17 protein-coding genes are annotated in these 19,744 nt (G+C 64.4%); 5 read left to right on the top strand and 12 right to left on the bottom strand.

Annotation, left to right across the window (positions count from 1 at the left end):
• The first annotated feature begins 95 nt into the window (after positions 1-95).
• From NKI22_RS26875 to NKI22_RS26865, 3 genes are read left to right on the top strand one after another with little or no spacing between them, the layout of a single operon-like run.
• Complete coding sequence (locus NKI22_RS26875; RefSeq protein WP_352548078.1) at positions 96-1,643, top strand: sugar ABC transporter ATP-binding protein; 1,548 nt, start codon at positions 96-98, stop codon at positions 1,641-1,643.
• Entirely contained in the window at positions 1,640-2,953 is a 1,314-nt protein-coding gene (locus NKI22_RS26870) for an ABC transporter permease (protein WP_023718176.1), read from the top strand. Before NKI22_RS26875 ends, NKI22_RS26870 begins: the two co-directional genes overlap by 4 nt.
• The gene (locus NKI22_RS26865) at positions 2,950-3,915 is read left to right on the top strand and encodes a substrate-binding domain-containing protein (protein WP_023718175.1); all 966 of its coding nucleotides are present in this window, start codon (positions 2,950-2,952) and stop codon (positions 3,913-3,915) included. Before NKI22_RS26870 ends, NKI22_RS26865 begins: the two co-directional genes overlap by 4 nt.
• A 69-nt stretch (positions 3,916-3,984) precedes the next feature.
• Here the strand turns inward: NKI22_RS26865 and NKI22_RS26860 are convergent, their stop codons facing one another.
• The 6 genes from NKI22_RS26860 to NKI22_RS26835 are packed head-to-tail and all read right to left on the bottom strand — an operon-like array spanning position 3,985 to position 11,046.
• The gene (locus tag NKI22_RS26860) at positions 3,985-4,446 is read right to left on the bottom strand and encodes a MarR family winged helix-turn-helix transcriptional regulator (protein ID WP_352484337.1); all 462 of its coding nucleotides are present in this window, start codon (positions 4,444-4,446) and stop codon (positions 3,985-3,987) included.
• The gene (locus NKI22_RS26855) at positions 4,443-5,027 is read right to left on the bottom strand and encodes an amino acid synthesis family protein (protein ID WP_023718173.1); all 585 of its coding nucleotides are present in this window, start codon (positions 5,025-5,027) and stop codon (positions 4,443-4,445) included. The genes NKI22_RS26860 and NKI22_RS26855 overlap by 4 nt, the downstream gene beginning before the upstream one ends.
• Positions 5,020-5,895, bottom strand: coding sequence for a UPF0280 family protein (locus tag NKI22_RS26850; protein ID WP_352484338.1), 876 nt, complete (start codon positions 5,893-5,895; stop codon positions 5,020-5,022). Before NKI22_RS26850 ends, NKI22_RS26855 begins: the two co-directional genes overlap by 8 nt.
• On the bottom strand, positions 5,895-7,436 hold the full coding sequence (locus tag NKI22_RS26845; protein ID WP_352484339.1) for a 6-hydroxynicotinate reductase: 1,542 nt from the start codon (positions 7,434-7,436) through the stop codon (positions 5,895-5,897). Before NKI22_RS26845 ends, NKI22_RS26850 begins: the two co-directional genes overlap by 1 nt.
• A complete protein-coding gene (locus NKI22_RS26840; protein ID WP_352548074.1) occupies positions 7,433-10,186 on the bottom strand; it encodes a molybdopterin-dependent oxidoreductase in 2,754 nt (917 codons plus the stop codon). Before NKI22_RS26840 ends, NKI22_RS26845 begins: the two co-directional genes overlap by 4 nt.
• A complete protein-coding gene (locus NKI22_RS26835) occupies positions 10,186-11,046 on the bottom strand; it encodes an FAD binding domain-containing protein (protein ID WP_023718169.1) in 861 nt (286 codons plus the stop codon). The genes NKI22_RS26840 and NKI22_RS26835 overlap by 1 nt, the downstream gene beginning before the upstream one ends.
• Positions 11,047-11,318: 272 nt before the next feature.
• On the opposite strand from NKI22_RS26835, the gene pncA reads away from it, so the two are divergent.
• Together pncA and NKI22_RS26825 are read left to right on the top strand one after the other, a co-directional pair.
• Complete coding sequence (gene pncA / locus NKI22_RS26830) at positions 11,319-11,918, top strand: bifunctional nicotinamidase/pyrazinamidase (RefSeq protein ID WP_023718168.1); 600 nt, start codon at positions 11,319-11,321, stop codon at positions 11,916-11,918.
• A 40-nt stretch (positions 11,919-11,958) separates the two neighbouring features.
• Positions 11,959-13,386: a sodium:proton antiporter gene (locus tag NKI22_RS26825; protein ID WP_352816647.1), complete on the top strand. Its 1,428-nt coding sequence runs from the start codon at positions 11,959-11,961 to the stop codon at positions 13,384-13,386.
• Here the strand turns inward: NKI22_RS26825 and NKI22_RS26820 are convergent, their stop codons facing one another.
• The 6 genes from NKI22_RS26820 to NKI22_RS26795 form a co-directional block, all read right to left on the bottom strand.
• Positions 13,387-14,106, bottom strand: a complete 720-nt coding sequence (locus tag NKI22_RS26820) for an ABC transporter ATP-binding protein (protein ID WP_352816650.1) — start codon at positions 14,104-14,106, stop codon at positions 13,387-13,389.
• Positions 14,099-14,827, bottom strand: coding sequence for an ABC transporter ATP-binding protein (locus NKI22_RS26815; protein WP_023718165.1), 729 nt, complete (start codon positions 14,825-14,827; stop codon positions 14,099-14,101). The genes NKI22_RS26820 and NKI22_RS26815 overlap by 8 nt, the downstream gene beginning before the upstream one ends.
• Positions 14,824-15,786 (bottom strand): branched-chain amino acid ABC transporter permease, encoded by a 963-nt coding sequence (locus NKI22_RS26810; RefSeq protein ID WP_023718164.1) that lies wholly within the window; start codon positions 15,784-15,786, stop codon positions 14,824-14,826. Before NKI22_RS26810 ends, NKI22_RS26815 begins: the two co-directional genes overlap by 4 nt.
• Positions 15,783-16,664, bottom strand: a complete 882-nt coding sequence (locus NKI22_RS26805) for a branched-chain amino acid ABC transporter permease (protein ID WP_023718163.1) — start codon at positions 16,662-16,664, stop codon at positions 15,783-15,785. Before NKI22_RS26805 ends, NKI22_RS26810 begins: the two co-directional genes overlap by 4 nt.
• 86 nt (positions 16,665-16,750) lie before the next feature.
• Positions 16,751-18,055, bottom strand: coding sequence for an ABC transporter substrate-binding protein (locus NKI22_RS26800; RefSeq protein ID WP_023718162.1), 1,305 nt, complete (start codon positions 18,053-18,055; stop codon positions 16,751-16,753).
• A gap of 163 nt (positions 18,056-18,218) precedes the next feature.
• A complete protein-coding gene (locus tag NKI22_RS26795; protein WP_352816655.1) occupies positions 18,219-19,667 on the bottom strand; it encodes a hypothetical protein in 1,449 nt (482 codons plus the stop codon).
• Positions 19,668-19,744 lie beyond the last annotated feature (77 nt).

The following is a 19,744-nucleotide window of genomic DNA, read 5'->3' as shown; positions in this document are numbered from 1 at the left end:
GAAACGTTTAGATTAGCGTTTGAGGCGTTCGGTGACGACGGAGGGAGGCCGTCCTTGTCATGCAGCACGGCAATTCCATCCCTGCGGAAGGCGTTATGGCGGACGGCTCGGCTATCGTGCTGAGCGCCGAGCACATCTCCAAGTCCTTCGGCGGCATCGCCGCGCTTGTCGATGTCGGCTTCGAACTGCGGCGCGGCGAGGTCCATGCGCTGATGGGCGAGAACGGCGCCGGCAAGTCGACGCTGATGAAGATACTATCCGGCGTCTATACGGACTATAACGGAACGGTCAGTATCGATGGCCATCCGGTGCGCTTTGCCGGCGTCCGCGAAGCCGAGCGCGCCGGCATCGCCATCATCCACCAGGAGCTGAACCTCGTTCCCGAACTCAGCGTCGCGGACAATATCTTTCTCGGCCGCGAGAAGCTGATCGCCGGGCTGATTGTCGACCGCAAGGCGAGCAGCCGCGCTGCCGGCGCGCTCTTGCAAAGGCTCGGCATCGAGCTCGACCCGGATGCGCGCGTCGGTGCCTTGCGCGTCGGCGAACAGCAGTTGGTCGAGATCGCCAAGGCGCTGTCTATGTCGGCGCGCATTCTGATCATGGACGAGCCGACCTCGGCGCTGTCGCCAGCCGAATGCCAGCGGCTGTTCCGCATCATCCGCCAGCTCGCCGATAGCGGCGTGGCGATCGTCTACATTTCGCACCGCATCGACGAGGTCATGCATCTGGCCAGCCGGGTCACCGTGTTTCGCGATGGACGCCACGTCCTGACGCAGACGATGGACAAGCTCGACGAAGACGCCATAATTTCGGCGATGGTCGGGCGAAACCTGCTTGCTTCCTCCCAGGAGCACCGCATCCCCGGTGGCAACACCATCCTTTCCGTAAGCGAGCTGTCGCTATCGAAGCCCAATCGCCATGGCTGGCGCACCGTGCTCGACGGCGTCAGCTTCGATCTTGCCGCAGGAGAAATCCTCGGTATCGGCGGGCTGCTGGGCTCGGGCCGTACCGAAATCCTGGAAACGATCTTCGGGTCCAGCGGAGGACGTGCTGGCGGTGAGATCAGGCTCGATGGCGAGGCAGTAGAAATCCGTTCGCCGCGCGATGCGCGCCGGCTCGGCATCGCCCTGGTCACAGAAGACCGCAAGACGCAAGGCCTGCATCTCGAGGCCTCGATCACCGACAATGTCGCGCTGCCGCTGGTCGGCGCGCTGGCGCGGTTCGGCCTGCGCTCGCTGGCCGGCGAGCAAGGGCTGGCACGGGACGCCGTCAAGGCGCTCGGTATTCGCTGCGAAACCGTCGAGCAGCCGGCCGGCACGCTGTCCGGCGGCAACCAGCAGAAGGTCGTCATCGGCAAATGGCTGGCGACGAGGCCACGGGTGCTGCTGCTCGACGAGCCGACGCGCGGCATCGATGTCGGCGCCAAGCGGGAAATCTACGATCTCATCTTCAAGCTGGCGCGAGACGGGCTGGCGATCGCCGTCATCAGCTCGGAATTGCCGGAGCTGCTGCATCTTTCCGACCGTATCCTGGTCATGGCCGATGGCCGCCAGACGGGAATCCTGTCCCGCGCGCAAGCCAGCGAGGAGGCCATCATGCGGCTTGCAGCGCCGCGACGGACCATGACGAGGCCTGCTGCATGAGCATTTTGCATATCCTGTCCCGGACGAAGCTCTATTGGGGCCTGATCGCAATCTTCCTGATCGGCGTGCTTGGCTCGCCGATCAGCTCCAAGGGCAACAACATCTTCCTGTCCTACGGCAACCTGCTCGATGTGCTGCGCCAGGTGTCGACCACGGGGCTGATTGCCACTGGCATGACGGCGGTAATCATCACTGGCGGTATCGACCTTTCCGTCGGCTCGCTGATGGCGATCTGCACGGTAGTCTGTGCCATGCTGCTGACGGTCCCCGGCGTGACGCCGGCGGTGGTGCTGGGGGTGCCGACAGTTGCTGTGGCAGCCCTTTGCCTCGGCATTCTCGTCACCCGTTTCATCCTGCTGAACATCGAAAAATCCCGCGCCGGCGCGCAGGCCACGCACGACATCAGGTTGGATAGCGTTCGTGGGCTGGTTACCCCCGGCATTGTCGGGGTGATCCTGTGCAGTCTGGTGCTGTGGTTCCTGCTGCCGCAGGTAGGCTCAAAATTCGGCGTGCTCGGCGTGCTGCTGGTGGCGCCTTGCGTCGGCCTGCTGTTCGGCGCGCTCAACGGCTTCATCATCGTCGCCGGACGGCTGCAGCCCTTCATCGTGACGCTGGCGATGATGGTCACTGCGCTCGGCATCGCCCGGCTGACAGCCGGCCAAAACAATGCGGTGCTGCCGGTCTACACCGGCTCGAATGCCACCGCCGATTTCGAAATGCTGCGCTCGCTGGTGTTCGGCGTGATTCCGATGCCGGGCCTGTTCTTCCTCGGCGCGATCCTGATCTACGGCGCCGTGCTGCGCTTCACGCCGTTTGGCCGCTATGTCTATGCCATCGGCGGCAATGAGGAAGCGGCCCGGCTGTCCGGCATCGCCGCCGGCCGCGTCAAGATCGCCACCTACGCGGTTTCGGGGCTGCTGGCCGGCATCGCGGCGGTGCTCTATGTCGCGCAATACCGGCAAGGCAAGCCGGACGCCGGCGCCGGGCTGGAACTCGACGCGATCGCCGCCGTGGTCATCGGCGGCACCAGCCTGATGGGCGGACGCGGCAGCCTCACCGGGACGTTCTGCGGCGTGCTGATCTTCGGGCTGCTCTCTAACATCCTGCAGCTGCACAACATCAATTCGAACCTTCAGCTGGTGCTGAAGGGGATGATCATCATCGGTACCGTGCTCGTACAGGAGCGCAATGCCGGCGATCTTCTCTTCTATCTGCGATTGCCCGGTGGGCAAGCGCACAAGGAAACGGCCGCGGCAAAGCGGCCGTCGCAAGAGACCGCGTCTCTGAATATTGGAGGAAACAAGAAATGAAACGACGTGAATTGTTGAAGCTTGCCGCGCTGACAGCGGCACTCCTGACCACGACCGCGATGCTTGCCAGCGGTGCCCACGCGCAGGACAAGAAATGGAAAATCGGCTTCTCGCAGGTTACGACCATCGAACCCTGGCGTGCCCAGTTCAACAAGGACATCCTGGCCGAAGCGGCCAAGCATCCGGAAGTCGAGCTGATCGTAACCGACGGCGAGGACAAGACCGAGAAGCAGGTCGCCGATGTCGAAAACCTGATCCGTCAGGAGGTCGATGCGCTCTTGGTGTCGCCGAAAGAGTCCGCCGGCCTGACCGGCGTCGTGCAGCAGGCGATCGATGCCAAGATCCCGGTCTTCGTGCTCGACCGCAACGTCGAAACCAACGACTACACGCAGTTCGTCGGCGGCGACAACAAGCTGATCGGCCGGGCTGCCGGTGAATATGCCGTCGAGCTGCTTGGCGGCAAGGGCAAGGCCGCCGGCAACGTCGTCGAAATCTGGGGCGGCATGGGCACCCAGCCGGCGCATGACCGCCATGACGGCTTCCATGAATTCACCGACAAGGAGCCGGGTATCAAGAACCTGCTCGACCAGCAGTCGGGCGACTGGAAGCAGGACCAGGCCTACAACATCATGGCCACGGCGCTGCGCAACAACGAAAAGATCGATCTCGTCTACGGCCACAATGATCCAATGGCCTATGGCGCCTATCTTGCCGCCAAGGACGCCGGACGTGAGAAGGACATCAAGTTCATCGGCATCGACGGCCTGCCCAATGAAGGCGTGCAACTCGTCGCCAATGGCGAGCTGACGGCGACGTTCACTTATGTGACGCCGGGCGCCGAAGGGCTGCGGCAGGCGATCAAGTTCCTGAACGGCGAGAAGGTGGAAAAGACCATCATCCTGCCGACGCAGAAGATCACCAAGGAAAATGCTGCCCAGATCCTGAAGGACAACGGCCTCTGAGACGAGGCTTTCCTGCCGGGCGTTCAGCGCCCGGCAGGAGTAACAACTAAACGCTCGGCAGGTGGCAGCTCAAGCCAGCTTGGCCAGCAGCTTCATGAAAATGGCAGCCTCCTTGGCGGAAAGCGGTGCCAGCGTTTCCTGCGTAATCTCGCGGGCAAGCGGAATCAGCCGCTCGATCGAGTCGCGCCCCTCGGCCGTCAGATTGACCAGCAGGCGCCGTTTGTCGACTTCGTGTTTGCTAAGTTCGACAAAGCCTCGCGCTTTCAGCCGGTCGATGACACCTTTCACCGTCGCCGCATCCATGGCGATCAGGCTGCCAAGCTGGTTCTGCGAGGTCTCGCCGACGTCGCGCAATTTGGCCAGGGCGGCAAATTGCGGCGGCGTCAGATCGGCGATGTGTGCGGCGAAGATCGAGACATGGCGCTGGTGCGCCTTGCGCAGGATAAAGCCGACCTGCTCCTGCAAGCGATAGTCGTTTTCGTCAGGTTCCTCGGCCTCGACCAGCTTGAGCAGATTGTCTTCGGCGCTCACCTCAGCCCATCCCATGCCTTGATGTCCTTGGCAGCCAGCCCGCCCATGCGGTCATGCACGCGCGGGCCGCAGGTCATTGCGAGGCAAAACAGGATCTCGTCGGGACGCGGGCCATCGCTGATGCCGATTTCCATGGCATCGAAATGGCTGCGCACATAGGCCGCGTTGATGTGGCCGAGCGGCACATCGAGCCGCGCGCCGAAGCCGCCGACCTTCTTCGACGACGGCACGATCGACTTGGCGTCGCCAAGCCGTTCGCGCATGGCATAGCCGCCCGGCACATGCCACAGCGCGCCATGCTCCAGCTCGCCCGCCGCGCCGACGATGGCACCCTTGCCATAACCGTCGATCTGTTTCACGTCGCCGCCCAATGCGGCAATGAGCCTGTCGGAGAGCAGCAGCCCGAGCGGCTTCAAATCCTCCATCGCGCTCTGCAGTTCCTCGACGTAACGGCCGGCGAACGGGTTCTTCACCACGGCCATGGCCGCGGCGCGGCGCCGCGGCACCTTCGCCACCGGCCCGCCTTCGTGAAAAATCTCTTCGGTCAGCACGGCGATCTTGCGGATCGGAAACTCAGGCATGGGCAATTTCCCTCTCTAAAACTTTATTGGCGAGCGCCATCGGACCTGCGATGCGCGCCTGACCGTCGAGGAAAAGCGCCGCGGCGGCAATCAGGCCGCGCCGCCGAAAGTCTTCCGCCACGGCAAGCCCGCTGTCCAACGCGGTAGCGATTTCGACGGCGGACAGTGGCCCTACGTCTTGCGTCACCTGTCGGTCGCCCAGATCGCTGTCCGGGGCGAGATCGCGCGCCCGTACGCGCGTAACGGCGGGATGACCGGGCAGATCGACGGCGTTGGCGATCAAGGTCGCGGCGGCGTCGGCTTCAGCACCCGTCCGCGCCAGCACGGTGACGGCGTCGGCGATGCCCAGCGAAAAGGACCGGCCGCGCCAGCCGCTTGTTGCGACGCCGCGGATCCCGTCTTCGGCGCGGATCGTGAGACGGTCTGCCAGTCCGTGACCTGTTCCGGCAATGGCAAGCGTCATCGACTGGCCGTGGCCGAGATGGATCGCGCTGTCGCCGCCATTGTTGACATAGGCGCGCTCGAGCCGGCGGCCGGCGAGCAGAACGCCAAGCACTTCGTCGGCTACCGAGCCGGCGACGGCCGCCATCGGCGTGATGAATTGTTTCGCTAGCGGAACGACCGCCGCTTCCATGCGACGTGCCGTCGGGCCGACAAACATGCGAGGACGCAGCGGCGCCTGGCGACGCAGTTCGGGCAACTCTTCGACCAGTTCGGGCAGGATTGTCTGGAAGCGCGTTGCCGCCTGATGATAGGCGGCGCGGCATTCGCTCGCCTCGCCGAAGGCCTCGACGATCAGATCGATCGGCCCATGATTGAGGTGAAGCCTTCGGCCGTCCTCGAGCCAATGCGCCTGCGGGCCGTTCATCACCCTGCCCCATTTGTCGTCGCGCGCCGCAGCTGCACCAGCGGCGGCCAGGGATTGTCGCGAGGTGCGGCCTTGCCGCGGCGCGGGTTGAGATACTCGCCGCCCTTGGCCAGGATATCGTCGACGCTGCGGATTTCGGCTTCATAGCCGCCGAGCCTGACATAATCGTCGCGGCGCATGGTGAATTCGATGGGCGCCACCAGCGCCGGCGTCGGGACATAGCCGAAGGCGCCTTCCGGCACGCGGATGACGTCGACCATCAGCGTGATGCCGCCGCCCGGCCAGACATAGACCGGCGCGCCGCCGACCGTCACATAGGTCTTGAGGCCCTGCACCGAGCGGGTCAGATTGACCGGGTTCTCGGTGACGCCGGCGCGCAGCGAGCCGCCGGCGCCGCCGACGAAAAGCACGGTGCAGAGCGCCGGCTCGCAATTGTCCTCGATCAGTTCAACCGACTTCCGCAGCCGCTCCGGGAACGGTTTCTGCACCGGCTTCAATTCGTCGTCGAGCTCGTAGTAGGCGAATTGCTCACCGGTGGTCGAGACCATCAGCAGCGACATGCCGGGGCGCGCACCCTTTTTGGCGCTCCATTCACCAAGGATCGACAGCGGGTCGGAGATATTGGTGCCGCCCCAGCCGAGGCCGGGCTCCGACACCTTGAAATAGCGGCCCGGCGTCGAACGGCGGCCGATGATCTTGATGCCGGTATCCTGCCAGCCAAGCACCTTGCCCGCCTGATGCTCGGAGACGACGCCGGTGATGTGGTCGTCGACCACCACCACCTCGTCGACAAGGCCGCGCCACTGGGTGGCGAACATGCCTATGGTGGCCGAACCGCAGCCGACGCGCATGCGCTGCTCAAGTTTGCCGTCGATGACAGGCGGTTTGCCGGCTTCGACGATGACGGTGGCGCCGCCGTCGATGACGAGCTCGACCGGCTTGCGGTTGCACAGCCTGAGCATGGCATCACAGGTGGCGCGCCCTTCAGCCTTTGAGCCGCCGGTCAAATGATGCACGCCGCCCAGCGACAGCATCTGCGAGCCGTATTCGCCGGTGGTGACATGGCCGATCGCCTCGCCTTCGGCACGGACCGTTGCCGTTTCGGGGCCGATATGACGGTCGGTGTCGATCTTCACCTTGACGCCGCAATAGGAGAAGATGCCCTCGGTGACGACGGTGACCAGATCGACGCCCTCGACCTCCTGGCTGACGATGAAGGGCGCCGGCTTGTAGTCGGGATAGGTGGTGCCGGCGCCGATCGCGGTGACGAAGCGGCGGCCGGTGTTGACCAGTTCGCCGTCCCAGCCCTTGCCTTCCTCGGCAAAGGGCACGACCGCGCCGCCTGTCTCGGCCGCGTGGTCGAGGATGGTCAGCGGATCCATCCGCACGATCCTGCCGCCAACATTGCCGTAGCGATCGCAGGCGCCGGTGCGGCCATCGGCGATGTAGCACATGACCGGACAGGCATCGCACCGGATCTTCTCCGCCACCAGCTTCTCGCCGGGATCGTGTGTCTCGAAGCGTTCGGCAAGCTCGCTCATCGGCGCGCCTCCTTGTCGAGGATGGCGGCGCGGATGCGGGTCGGAGTCGCCGGAATCTTGGTGACCACCACACCGGCGGCATGGCGTATGGCGTTGAGGATCGCCGGCGCCGTCGGGATCAGCACATGCTCGCCCAAACCCTTGGCGCCGAAGGGTCCTTCCGGATCCGGAACTTCTATCAAGATGGTCTCGATCGGCGGCACGTCGCCGATCGTCGGGATCAGATAGTCGTGCAGGTTTTCGGTGCGGCCGGGGATGTATTCTTCCATCAGCGCCATGCCGATGCCCTGGGCGATGCCACCCTCGATTTGGCCTTCGGCAAGCAAGGGATTGATGGCCTTGCCGACATCGTGCGCGGCGGTGATTTTTATCAGCTTCACGGTGCCGAGCCTGAGGTCGACCTCCAGTTCGGCGATCTGGGCGCCATAGCCATAGACGGCGTAAGGCTTGCCCTGACCTTTTGCATCGAGCGGCTGCGTCGGCGGGTCGTAGCTTTCCTCGGCCCGGAAGACGAATCCTTCGGCGTCTGCCTTCAGCGAGGAAAGATCGATGCGGCGCGTCGCTTCGCCTTCCCCGATGCTCAGACTTGTGCCGTCCAGCGCAATCGCCGCCTTTTCCGAGACATTGGCGAAACGCAAGATCTCATCGCGCAAGGCGCGGCCGGCCTTTTCGGCGGCCTTGCCGGTGACGAAGGTCTGGCGCGAGGCCGATGTCTTGCCGGCGTCGGGGGTGATCGCCGTGTCGGCGCCTTTCAGCCGGAGCTTTTCAAGCGGAAGCCCCAACGCGTCGGCGCAGATCTGCGCGATGACAGTGTTCGAACCTTGCCCGATATCGACCGCCCCCTGATGCAGGACGACTTCACCCGATACCGAGATGCCGACCTTGACGGTCGACGGATTGGGCAGCGAGGTGTTGCCGCAGCCGTACCAGCAAGAGGCCACGCCGACGCCGCGTTTTTTGATGCTGCTACCGGCATTGAACGCTTCGGCATCACGAAGGGCACGCCGCCAATGTGAGCGGAGGGCCTCCAGGCAGTCGGCGATGCCGACGCCTGACTCGAGCCGCTGCCCGGTAACTGTTTCGGATCCGTTCCGAAGGCAGTTCTTCAGGCGAAAGTCGAGCCGGTCCATGCCTAGCTTGTCGGCCAACTCGTCATAGAGGGTCTCCTGCATGATCGTCGCCTGCGGCACGCCGAAACCGCGAAAGGCGCCGGCAATCGGGCCATTGGTGTGGATGGCGCGGCCTTCGGCGCGATAGTTCGGCGTCGCATAGGGGCCGGAGGCGTGCACCGGCACGCGGTTGGCGACCGTCGGCCCCCAGCTGGCATAGGCGCCGGTGTTGAAATCGCCGGCGAAGACCATGCCGGTGACGCGGCCGTCGGCATCGGCGCCGATGCTCGCTCTCATCCGAGCGGGATGGCGCTTGGTGGTCGAGATCATCGATTCGGTGCGGGTATAGGCGAGTGCCGCCGACCGGCCGGTTTTCATGGCGACGAGGCCGATGAGCGGTTGCAGCGAGACATCGAGCTTGGAGCCGAAGCCGCCGCCGGTGGCGGTCGGCACGATGCGCACCTTTTCCGGGGCAAGGCCGAGCACTTTTGCCGTGTCGTCGCGGTCCATATAGGGGGCCTGCGTGCAGGCGACGACGACCAGCGTATCGCCGTCCATGAAGGCATAGCCGGCTTCCGGTTCGATATAGGCATGCTCGACATAGGAGGTGTCGATGGCGCCGGAAACGACGAAAGCCGCACCGGCAAGGGCGGCCTCGGGGTCGCCACGCTCGACGAAGCCGGAGGTGAGCAAGTTCGAGGGCCGGTTTTCATGGACCAGTGACGCACCGCCGGCCTGTGCTTCGCAAGGCTCCAGAAAATGGGGCAATTCGGTCCAACTGACAGGAAAATCAGCAAGGTCGAGATCGACGATGGCCTCGCGTTCGCCGGCAACCAGCGCCACCGCCTCGCCGCGAAAGCGCGAAAATGCTTCGGCCAGCGCCGGCTGGTCGGCGAAGGGCGCGATGACGCCGAAACAATTCTTTCCCGGAATGTCGGCGGCGGTAAAGACGCCGGCAATGCCGGGACGGGATTTCACCCAGCCATCGAGATCGCCGAAGCTGAAGGCCGCATGATAATGCGGCGAGCGGATCACCAGCACCGACAGTGCATCCATGGGAAAGGAATCGCCGCCGAATTTTTCGACGCCGGTGACTTTCGGCACGCCATCGAGGCGGATCGGAGAGGAGCCGACGGCATGGCCGGACAATGGCATGCGCGGATCGAGACCATCGGCGTGGCGCCAAGCATCCATCACCGCGGCGACGATCTTGCGGTAGCCGGTACAGCGGCAGAGCACGCCGCCCAGCGCATCCTGCGTTTCGGCCTCGCTCGGGTAAGGCGTCCTGTCCAGGAGTGCCGTTGCGGCGACCAGCAGGCCGGGCGTGCAGGCGCCGCATTGTGCTGCGCCATGGCTGAGAAACGAGGCCTGCAGCGCCGACAGCCTGCCATCGCCGAGACCTTCGACGGTCGTCACCACGGTGCCGGAGGCGGAAGCCGCCGGCATCAGGCAGGCGCAGACCGGCTCGCCGTCGACCAGCACCGTGCAGGCGCCGCAATCGCCGGCATCACAGCCGATCTTGGTGCCGGTCAGCCGCAGCTCGTCGCGCAACACGGCGGATAGCCGCCGCACCGGCGGCACGCAAACGCTGACGGCGGCGCCGTTGACCTCGAAGGCGATGTCGGCGCGCTCCATGCCCATCATGCTGCCGCCCTTTCGCCGGGAATAGCGCCCACAGCACCAAGCACGGCACGGGCAACGATCTCGCGCGCCGCATCCAGCCGATATTCGGCGCTGCCGCGCACGTCGCCGATCGGCGACAGCTCGTCCATTGGCGCGGATTGGATGGCAGTGGCCAGCGCGGGGCCGACCGGACGGCCGCGCAGCGCCGCCTCGACGCCCGCCAAGCGCCTGGCGACGACCGAGCAGGACCCGACGGCGACGACCGCGTTCCTGACGATGCCATCTTCGATGGCCAGGCGTGCGGCGGCCATGGCGATGGAGATCACGAGATAACGCCGTGCGCCAAGCTTCACGAAGGCGGAGCTGCCGGCGGTCGCGGGTTTGGGAATGCGGATTGCCGTGACCATTTCGCCGGGCTGCAGAGCGGTGCAACGGTTGCCGAGGATGAATTCTGCAAGGGGCAGATGCCGGGTCGCCACCGAGGAACGCAGTTCGACCTCGGCGTCGAGCACCAGCAGCGCCGGCACGCCGTCGGCGGCCGGCGAGGCATTGCAAAGATTGCCGGCAATCGAGGCAACGTTCTGGATCTGCACCGAGCCGACTTCCCGCGCCGCCTGCTTCAGCGCGTCGAAAGCCGCCGGCAGCGGATGGCGGACGAGATCGGTCCAGGTGGTGCGCGCGCCAACGAGCCAATGGTTCTCGGCTTCGGCAATGCCGCGCAATGCCGCCAAGCCATTGATGTCGAGGACATTGTCGCGGAAAGGCTTGCTGCCCTGTGCCGGATAGAAGTCGGTGCCGCCGGCGAGGATGCGCCATTGTCCTTCGCCCAGCAAAGCGAGGGCGTCGTCGACCGTGGTGGGTTTTGCGTAACGGATCACGCTTTGCCTTCCCAGAATGGACTTCCCGAGAGGGGATCCTGCCGAAAGATTTTCCCGAGCATGCAAGGCAGGAAATTCATTCGTATGCAAATGATATCAAGCCGGCAGGAATTGTCAAAGCCAGAGTTTGCACGGCTATGGGCACCGGTGCGCCCGGAACGCATTTGTTATGCCGTGAGAGGTTGACGCAGCCGGCCATCTGGTCAAGTTTCTGCGTCCGGTCGCGTTTTCATTGGAGCCTAAGCTCAAGACCAAGAAAATAAGGAGGCTCCATGGCCGACGAAGCGCTTGTCGTCATCGACCTGCAGAACGATTTCTGCCCGGGTGGCGCCCTGGAAGTGGCCGGCGGCGACGAAATCGTGCCGTTGGTCAACGACCTGATCCGGCGGACCGAGCACGTCCTGCTGACGCAGGACTGGCACCCTGCCGGCCATTCCAGCTTTGCCTCCAGCCACCCCGGCAAGCAACCGTTCGAAACGATCGATGTGCCTTATGGCCACCAGACGCTGTGGCCGGATCACTGCATCCAGGGCAGCCTGGGATCGGATTTCCATTCGGGCCTCGCCTGGAGCAAGGCCGAGCTGGTGATCCGCAAAGGGTTCCGTCCTGCGATCGACAGCTATTCGGCATTCTTCGAGAACGACCGGACGACGCCGACCGGCCTTGCCGGCTATCTTCGGGATCGGAACATCGAGACGCTGACCCTGGTCGGCCTAGCGACGGATTTCTGCGTCGCCTTTTCGGCGCTCGACGCGGTCAAGCTCGGTTTTGAGACGTCCGTGCGGCTCGACGCCTGCCGCGGCATCGATCTCAACGGCTCCGTGGAGAGGATGCTGGGCCGGATGCGCGATGCCGGCGTGGCACTGATTTGAACGTCATCCAGCCGAACCTGACAGACTTTTGAGGGGCTTCATGCGGTTTGCGGCGTTGACGGCAAGTGCTGCACTGATTGCCGCAATCTTTTCTCCGGGAGCGGTTCTCGCGGCCGAAGCGCACGAATTGCCGGGCGCCGCCATGTCGCTGTGGTGGGTGCTGCCGTTTGCCGGGCTATTGCTTTGCATCGCGACCGGGCCGTTGCTCTTCCGTCATGCCTGGGAGCACCATTACGGCAAGATTGCCGCTTTCTGGGCAGCGTTGGTGATCGGGCCGCTGGCGCTCGCCTTCGGCATCCCGTCGGCAACGCAGGCGGTGCTGCACGCGCTGCTCACCGAATATATGTCGTTCATCATCCTGTTGTTCGCACTGTTCACCATTTCGGGCGGCATCTTCGTTGCCGGCAACATCCACGGCACGCCGCTGGTCAATGCCGGGCTGTTGCTGGGCGGCGCTGTGCTTGCTTCGATCATCGGCACAACCGGCGCCTCGATGATCCTGATCCGGCCGCTCATCCGCGCCAACGACAACCGGCGCTTCAACGCCCATGTCGTCATCTTCTTCATCTTCCTGGTGTCCAACATCGGCGGGTCGCTGACGCCGCTCGGCGATCCGCCGCTGTTCGTCGGCTTCCTGCGCGGCGTCGATTTCTTCTGGACGACAGTTCACCTGTTGCCCGAGACACTGTTCGTCGCCGGCGTGGTGCTGGCGGTTTTCCTGGCGATCGACATCATCATGCATCACCGGGAGGAAGGCGCGCCGAAGATCAAGGATCCGACGCCCGACAGCAAGGTGCGCATTCGCGGCCTGGCCAACATCCCGCTGCTGGCAGGGGTGATCGCCGCGATCCTGATTTCCGCTGCCTGGAAGCCGGGAGTGAGTTTCTCTTTTCAGGGCGTCAGCCTCGAGCTGCAGAATCTGGTGCGCGACGCCGCCATCCTGATACTGGCCTTCACGTCGCTTGTCGTCTCGCCAAAGGAGTTTCGCGGCGCAAACGCCTTCAGCTGGGGGCCGATTGCCGAGGTGGCGAAGCTGTTCGCCAGCATCTTCATCTGCATCGTGCCGGTCGTCGCCATATTGCGGGCCGGCCTCGACGGCGCGCTGGCGCCGTTGGTGCTGCTGGTCAGCTCGCCGACCGGCGCGCCCGACAATCTCGCTTATTTCTGGCTGACCGGGGCCCTGTCGTCCTTCCTCGACAATGCGCCGACCTATCTGGTGTTCTTCGAGCTGGCCGGCGGCGATGCGCAGCATCTGATGTCCGAGCTCGCCTCGACGCTGGCGGCGATCTCGGCCGGCGCGGTGTTCATGGGTGCCAACACCTATGTCGGCAATGCGCCGAATTTCATGGTCTATGCCATTGCCAGGCATCGCGGCATCAAGATGCCGAGCTTCTTTGGCTACATGGCGTGGTCGGGCGCCGTGCTGATCCCGACTTTCCTGCTCGCCGGCTTGCTGTTTTTTGCCTGATCAGCCGACGCCGACATAGCGGCGGACCGCCGAGGGATCAGCACGCAGTTCCTCAACGTCGACCGTCCCGCGGTTGCGGCCGTTTTCGATGAAGCAAACGCGGTCTGCGACCGAGAGCACGGCATCGACGCGCTGCTCGACAAGGATTGTCGACACGCCAAGCGCACGCAGCTTCGAAACGGTTTCGCGGATCTTGGCGATCATCGACGGCATCAGCCCTTCGGTCGGCTCGTCGAGTAGGAGCACCTGTGGTTCCAGACACAGGGCGCGGGCCATGGCCAGCATCTGCTGCTCGCCGCCCGATAGCGTGCCAGAACGCTGCCTAAGGCGCTGGCGCAGCAGCGGGAAGAGATCGAGCACGTTTTCGCGCGTCGCCTTGCCCTTGTTGCGGGCCATCAGGCCGATCTCGATGTTTTCAGCCACCGTCATCTCGGCGAACAGCCGCCGGCCCTGCGGCACATAGGCGACGCCGGCCTTGGGCACCTCGTGCGCCGGCAGGCCGGTCAATTCCCGCCCTTCGAGCCGGATCGAGCCGGCGCTTGCCGGCACCAGGCCCATGATCGCCTTCAGCGTCGTCGTCTTGCCGGCGCCGTTGCGGCCGAACAGGCAGAGCACCTCGCCCTCGCTCAAGACGAGATCGAGGCCATAGAGCACCTGGACCTCGCCATAGAAGCAATCAAGCCCGGAGATCGTCAGTGCCCTGGACTGGGCCTCAGCCATGGGTCGTCCCCAGATAGGCGTCCTGCACCGCGGCATTGGCGCGGATCTGCTCGGGCGTGCCTTCAGCTAAAATCCTGCCGGCGTTGAAGACGGTGATGCGGTCGGCGAGCTGCATGACCACCGGCATGTTGTGCTCGATCAAAAGCACGGTGGCGCTATCGGCGATCTCGCGCACCAGCTCGATGAAATTGTCGATCTCGCTGTCGGCCAGCCCTTGCGTCGGTTCGTCGAGGATCAGCAGCCGCGGCTTCAGTGCCAGCCCCATCGCCACTTCCAACAGGCGCTGGTGACCGTAGGACAACTGCCCGGCCGGCATTTGCGCCCAGTCGGCAAGTCCGGTGCGCTCGAGCGCCGCCATGACGCCGGTGTGAACCGCGCCCTTCGAGCGGCTGTCGGTCAGCGTGCGCTGCACCGGCAGGGCAACATTGTCGTAGGCGCTGAGATTGGCAAAGACGCTGGTGATCTGGAATGTATAGGCGATGCCAAGGCGAACCCTGGCGTAGGCAGGCAGGCTGGTGATATCGGCGCCGTCGAAGATGATCGTGCCCGACGAGGGCTGGATGCGGCCGCTGACCAGGCTGACGAAGGTGGTCTTGCCGGCACCATTGGGGCCGATGACAGCGCGGATCTCGCCCGGCATCAGCGCGAAGTCGACGCCGTCGACGGCGCGCAAGCCGCCGAAACTGCGCGACAGGTCTTTGGTGGTCAAAAGCGGCATCATGGCAGCCATCCGAGCCAGCGCTGGCGAATGCTGCCGAGAATGCCTTTTGGGAAAAACAAAACCAGCAGGATCAGCGCGATGCCGACGATCAGCAGATAGGCGGAGGTGTAGCCGCTAGCGACGTCGATGACATAGTACATGAACAGCGTGCCGATCAGCGGCCCGAGCGTGGTGGCAGCACCGCCCAGCAGCACCCAGAGCAGCGGCAGGATGGAATACTGCACCGAAGCGAAGCTCGAGCCGACATAGCCGAACAGCAGCGCATAGGCGGCGCCGGAACCCGCGCAGATGGTGCCGGAGACGATGACGGCGGCGAGCTTGTTGGAAAACGTATCGTAGCCGAGCATTTTTGTCCGCTCCTCGTTCTCGCGGATGGCGACCAGCACGCGGCCATAGCCGGAGCGGACTATGGCCAGGCTTATAAGCAGCACGATCGAGAACAGCGCCAGCGCGCTCATATAGCGCACGGTCGGGTTGGTGAGGTCGAGCGACGTGCTGCCCAGGACAAGGACACGCATCGACTGCGGTACGACCATGCCCTGGTCGCCGCCGGTCCAGGCGGCGAGATAGAGGATGACGAGATAGAATACCTGAGCGAACATCATTGTTACGATCATGAAGGCGACGCCGGAGGTGCGCAGCGCCAGCAGCGCGATCACCAGCGCGAGAAGTGCGCCGCAGGCAAGCCCGGCTGCGAAGGCGGCCGATACGCTCCAGCCGAGATGAATGACGGCGAGGCCGGCGCCATAGAGCCCGGCTGAAAAAAACATGGCATGGCCGAGGCTGAGCAGCCCGACATAGCCGAACAGCAGATTGTAGCCCATGGCGAAGACCGCCAGCACCATGATGCGAGCGAGCAGGCCGTGATGGTATTCCGGCAAGACGAAGCTCAGGGCGAAAAGCAGGGCGATGACGCCGAGGTGCAGCGCATATGGCTTTGCCGGCGAAGCATCCTTCATCGCGATGCCGTCCCGAACAGGCCCTGCGGCCGGAACACCAGCACCATGGCGACGAGCAAGGTGGCGATGATCTTGGCCAGCGTCGGTGAGAAGAACACCGAGATGATGCCGTCGGAAAGGCCGATCAGCACCGCGGCGACGACCGTGCCGCGCAGCGAGCCGAGGCCGCCGATGATGACGACGATGAACGACAGCAACAGCGGGTCTTGTCCCATCAGATAGTGGGCCTGGCTGATCGGCACGATCAGCACCGCGGCCACAGCCGCCAGCATGGCGCCGAGCGCGAAGACGCCGGCATAGACTCTGGTCACCGGAATGCCAAAGGCCTGCGCCGTCTCGCTGTCATATTGCGTGGCGCGCATGATGAGGCCGATTTTCGTGCGCGTCAGCACCAGCCAGGTCGCGACCAGAAGCAGCGCGGATGCGGCGATGATCGACAGCTTGTAGCCGGAATAGCCGAACCACGGCAGGAGGATGCGGTAGCTGAACGGCGGCTCCACAGGCCGCGCCTCCGGGCCGTAGAAGGTCAGCGCCAATTGCTGGATGATGTAGAGCATGCCGATGGTGGCGACGATGGTGGCTTCCGGATTGTAGTTGAGCCGGCGCAGGACCAGCCGTTCGGCGAGCAGTGCGATCAAGCCGACGATCAGCGGCGCCAGCACCAGGGCGGCCAGGAAGCCGAGCGCCGGATGGCCGGATATCGCCGTAGAAATCGCCCAGGCAAGCACCGCGCCCAGCATGAAGAACTCGCCATGCGCGACATTGACGACGCGCATGACGCCGAACACCAGCGACAGGCCAAGCGCCGTCAGCGCCAGGACGGCGGAGGTGACGAGGCCTTCGAGGGCGGCGAGGAGCAGGTGGGGTCCGAAGTGCATCGGCTAAGCACCGGCGGATGCGCGAAGCACCCCCCTCTGGCCAGAGGGGGGTGTCTTGGCGCTCACGCTTGCTGCAGCAGCCAAGCTCACAGCGCCTGCGTCGTGTAATCCCCTTCCGGCTCGTAGAGGCCGTCCTCGATCTTGGTCTTGTGGACGACATTCAGCCGGCCGCCTTCGACCTTGGAGATGTTCTGGATACCAAAACACTGGTGGATCTTGCCGTTGAAGGTTTTCGGTCCCTGCGGATGCTCGGGCCCCTCGGCGAACTCGGTCAACGCCTCGGTCGCCTCGACCAGCTTGGCGCGGTCTTCCGGGCCCTTATAGCCGGCATCCTCCATCGCCTTCTTGACGACGTAGAGCGTTTCCCAGCAGCCGAACATGTGCGCGGCGGTGGAGACGTCCTTGGGATCGCCGACAGATGCACCATTGTCGTCGATGCCGACGGCGGCACGATAGGCCTTCTGTGCAGGGGAGTCATCGGGCTGCGCATAACGTGGCGAGCCTTCCCAGAAATGGCTGCCGTCGAGGAATTCGAGGCCGGGGCTGTTGATGTCGGTGGCTTCGAGCGAATCGATGAAGCCGAACAATTGCGGCCGGTTGGAGCCGTAGAACTCGCCGAGTTCCTTGACGAAGGTGAGCACCGCCGGGCCGACCATGACGTGGTAAATCACCTCGGTCTCGGCCGGGATCTGCGGAAAATATTTGGTGAAGGAGGATTCCGTCGGCGGGATGGCGATCTGCGCGATGACCTCGGCGCCTTGCGCCTTCAGCGCCGGCGGCAGGTAGTCGCGATGATCGTAGCCGAAAGCGAAATCGGGGAATATCTGCGTCACCTTCTTGCCGGCATTGGCGGCAATCCACGGCGCCATCGACTGGATCTGGCTCTTCACGTCGGTGATGCCGGGCTGGAAGACGTAGCGGTTCAATTTGGTCGACGCGACGTGGTGACCTTCACTGACGACGAAATAGGGCATCTTGGCCTCGCCGGCGGCCGGCGCCGAGCCGATGACGACATGCGAAAACAGCGTGCCGTAGACGATGTCGGTCTTGTGCTGGGAGGCGAATTTGCCGACCACTTCGGCGCCCCGGCCGGGATCGGTGCCGTCATCCTCGATGATCACCTCGACCGGCCGGCCGTTGATGCCGCCGGCATCGTTGATCGCCTTGACCGCCGCGGCCGTGGTCTTCTCGTACCAGCGGCCATAGGCGGCGCCGATGCCGGTGCGGTGCGACTGGAAGCCGATCTTGATCGGCGCCGAGCTCTGCGCCTGGCTGTAGCGCACGAAGCCCGGCGCGACGGCAAGACCGGCGCCGGCGGCAAGGACCTTCAGCGCCGTGCGGCGGGTGAGAGCGGATCTGGAGAGATCGAAAAACCCATTCTTGTCAGTCACGGCAGTTCCCCTTGTTTTTGAGCTTTGACCAATGGCTGTAGCGAGGCGGGCCACTCTTGCTAAGAGGGCCGAAAATTGCATGTGTACAAACTAAATCACCAAAGCTCTGACGTGGCAAGCGAGCTTTCCCCAAGGTTCGATTGACGGGCATCGCGCATCTCGTTCACCCGGCGGTTGGCGTCGCAAGCAGCCACAAGCCGAAGACGGTGTAGGCGATCATCAGCAACGTGAGCGGAAACTGGCTGAGCGCGGCGCGAGCGGGAATGGGGTGCAATCGCCAGGCCAAGCCATGGGCGACAAGCACTGCAAGCATGTGGCCGGCTATGATGACGCCGGCCTGGAGATTCCACAGCCACCACGCCGAGCCGGCGCCGGCGACGACGCCGGCTTCAATTGGCAGTTCAGCGGTGCCGAACAGGTTCCAGCCCAGCGCAAACGGGTCGGAGAGAGCGGCAATCGCATATTGGCCGTCGACCAGCAGCGCCGTCAGATAATGCGCGAAGTGATAGGCGAGCGCGATCGGCACGATCGACCAGACTAGCAGCCCTGCGGCGTGAGCGAGGGAATGCTTGCTGCCGGCAAGGTGCTGGCCAAGAAAGACGGCAAGCGCGAACACGGCCGCAAGCACGACAAGCGTCAGCACAAGGCCGAAACTGCCGATGCCGATCAAGGCGGTGCGTCCCGGAAACTCCAGCGGATTGATGCCGAACCGGCCTAGCCAGAAGAAGGTTTTCGACAGGCCGTCGAAGGATACCGACGACAGCGCAAGCAGCAGGAAGGCGACGCCGCTGAGCGGCAGCGGCGCATCCTCGAGCAGCTTAGCGCCCGGCCAGCAGAGTTTGAGCCGGCCGTCCTCGTTGCGTTCGACGATGGCGAAGCGCGCCACCATCGAAAAGAACACTGTCAGGAACTCGCCGCTGCGGGTCCAGCCGCGGTAGCCGAAGACCTGCATGGCCGCGAAGCTTAGCAGCCAGTAGACGCCGGCGGCCCAGGTCAGCCGCCCCGGGTCATCGGGCGCCGGGTCGATCAGCTCGAACCAGGCGAAGGCGAAGAACAGCACGAAAGCCGGCCAATAGCCGAGCCACTGGGGCAGCCGCCGTGGCTCCGTTCTGTCGGACAGGCGCGAGACGACGCGGCAAGGCCCGTACCACGGATTGAGCCACGACCAGAGATCGCCGCTGAGCCCTTGCAGCAAAGCCAGCCCAACCCAGAGCAATGTCCATACGGTCAGCGGCAGCGGATTGGAGAGCGGATCGCGGCTGCCGAACAGGCCGGCGGCAGTGAGAATTGCAAAGCCGGCAAAGGATATCAGGCTGACGGCAGTCCGCGCGCCGTCGCCGAAGGTGAAAAGCGGCAGGCGTTTGCGCCAGAAGCGGTCGAGGGAGTCCGGCCTCAGTAGCGCCAGGACAAGGAAACTGGCGGCGACGGCGAGCGCGCCGCCGGCGACGTAGTAGCCGGTGGGGAGGAGCAGGACGTGGCCGCGGTCGGAGGCGTGGGCGAAGGCGGGGGTGGGCAGGAATACAGGTGCAAGGGCCAGGAAGAAGGAGAACCGCGGCAGGGCTACTAGGTTATGGCAGCGCTCTACGGCGCCCCCCTCTGTCCTGCCGGACATCTCCCCCACTTGGGCAGGGCTATCGCATATGAGTGATGGCATTGATGAGATAGTCGTCGTTCCAGGCGCATTTCTTG

It is taken from the genome of Mesorhizobium sp. M0778 (assembly GCF_040320105.1).
GTDB lineage: Bacteria > Pseudomonadota > Alphaproteobacteria > Rhizobiales > Rhizobiaceae > Mesorhizobium.
This window is presented reverse-complemented; position numbering and strand designations above follow the sequence as displayed.